Origin of the sequence: Pseudoalteromonas sp. SG41-5 (assembly GCF_014164495.1) — a bacterium.
Classification (GTDB): domain Bacteria; phylum Pseudomonadota; class Gammaproteobacteria; order Enterobacterales; family Alteromonadaceae; genus Pseudoalteromonas; species Pseudoalteromonas rhizosphaerae.
Genome location: NZ_JACJFH010000205.1, coordinates 1 through 2,202, shown reverse-complemented (window position 1 = coordinate 2,202; position 2,202 = coordinate 1). Strand labels below are relative to the sequence as shown.

The following is a 2,202-nucleotide window of genomic DNA, read 5'->3' as shown; positions in this document are numbered from 1 at the left end:
GTTTTACCATCTGGCAATAAAAACAAGCCATTAGAGTAAATAATTGGTCGCTCAGTGAGTGTTTTAGTCGGTACATGGTAGTTATAATGTTTACCACTGGCGTAAAAAATCACATTTTCACTGTCTTTAGTCCAGTTAAAATGGGCATAGCCATAGCCTTTACTCATAAAAATAAACTGTTGGGTTTTGGTGTCCCACAGCTCGCGAGTAAAACCGTGCTCTGTTGTATCCATAGATAAAGCAATGTAGCGGTTATCTGGCGAGCGCTTAGGCTTATGTAACCCAACCCTCCATTTATCTTTATAGGCAGTTTCGGGAATAATGCGGCGCCTATCAGAGCCATCCATGCGCGCAGAAAATAATGTAGTTTGCCCTGTCCACTCTATGTCGGCTTTAAATAAAATCCGCGGAGTTGAAAATGTTTCTTTATCGCCATACACCTCGTCGCGCACCTCTTTAGGCCACTCAGGATGATATGTATGGCGATATGCTCTTTTATCTTTACTAAATCGGCTGGGCTGTTCTTCAACAACTTGTTTAGCAGGTGGATTAGGCTCCTCACCACAGCCTGCTAATAGCAGCGTAGCGACACTTAGTAACATTATGACTGCACGGCGTGAAAATGACTTAGTTAACAGCGGCGTTAAAAACGGTTTAAATCGTGCTGTGTTTTCTGAGATTAATGACATCAATAGTCCTTGATTGTACGGTGTGAATTGGTCGCAAGTGCAGCAGTGCAAAGCTTGAGAAGCTTAAGATAAATAGTTTTATGAGCATGAAACGGTGTGCGTGTTGTCAACTGCTTGTCATCAACAACCTCGATCACCGCACCTTCATCAGTGCTTAATAGTATTGGTATCGCTTCATTACTATCAGCCACCACCACACGATTAAACAACAGAGTGAGCTTACTGATTGGCTTACCTTCATTCACATAGCCCGTGAGTAAATACGCTTTAGGGAAGCTACATATCCCTGTATTCAATTGCTCTGTCATTGTTCATCCTTGATATTAAACACGCCATAAATATATACTCGCATCATGCCCCAAATATTACTTTCTTTAATCGGTATCTCTTTTGTTTGCCGGGTCACTAAATCTAACTCAATAAAGTAATAATTATTAAACGCCCAACCATTCCCAAGAAGCTCAGTAGACTTTCTTTTAGATTTTGTTAACACTTTATTTTTTTTATCTGAGAAAAAGTAAGTATCTGCTTTTCTTGGTGATATAATGCGCTTATTGGGGTCCGATAAGTTAATCCAGTAATTTTGCGCCGCCCCAAGCCCTTCTGATAAAAAATAAATATAATCGCCGAAGGGAGATACCTTAAAACTACGCATAGAAAGATGGTTGTTATAGCCTAAATCAACCTTTTCTATCACGTCGCCATTAAAGTCATGTAACCAATACTCATTTTTTTTATGTGCTAAAAAGGTTTTGCCATCTGGCAATAAATACAAGCCATTAGAGTAAATAATTGGCCGCTCAGTAAGTGTTTTAGTGGGTACGTGGTAATTATAATGTTTACCACTGGCGTAAAAAATCACATTTTCACTGTCTTTAGTCCAATTAAAATGAGCATAACCATGGCCTTTACTCATAAAAATAAACTGTTGGGTTTTAGTATCCCACAGCTCGCGGGTGAAACCGTGCTCTGTTGTATCCATAGATAAAGCAATGTAGCGGTTATCTGGCGAGCGCACCGGTTTATGTAGCCCAACCATCCATTTATCTTCAAATGCAGTTTCGGGAATAATGCGGCGCCTATCAGAGAGATCCATGCGCGCAGAAAATAATGTAGTTTGCCCCGTCCACTCTATGTTGGTTTTAAATAAAATCCGCGGAGTTGAAAACGTTTCTTTATCGCCATACACCTCATCGCGCACCTCTTTAGGCCATTCAGGGTGGTATGTATGACGATACGCCAATTTATCTTTACTAAATCGGCTGGGTTGCTCTTCAACAACTTGTTTAGCAGGTGGATTAGGCTCATCACCACAGCCTGTTAATAGCAACGTAGCGACACTTAGTAACATTATTACTGCACGGCGTGAAAATGACTTAGTTAACAGTGGCGTTATTGGTGATTTTTTTACTGAAATTAATGACATCAATAGTCCTTGATTGTACGGTGTAAATTGGTCGTAGAGGCAGCAATGCGAAGCATGAACGGGGTAGTTTTTTGGGCATGAAACGGT

2 protein-coding genes and 1 pseudogene are annotated in these 2,202 nt (G+C 40.5%); all 3 read right to left on the bottom strand.

Annotated features, from left to right (window positions below):
• A pseudogene (locus H5232_RS22980) lies at window positions 1–689 on the bottom strand (hypothetical protein); the annotation flags it as partial.
• Window positions 689–997, bottom strand: a complete 309-nt coding sequence (locus tag H5232_RS22975) for a hypothetical protein (RefSeq protein ID WP_182719706.1) — start codon at window positions 995–997, stop codon at window positions 689–691. The gene H5232_RS22975 and the pseudogene H5232_RS22980, both read right to left, overlap by 1 nt.
• On the bottom strand, window positions 994–2,202 hold a 1,209-nt coding region (locus H5232_RS22970; RefSeq protein ID WP_310736633.1), incomplete at its 5' end, for a hypothetical protein. The genes H5232_RS22975 and H5232_RS22970, both read right to left, overlap by 4 nt.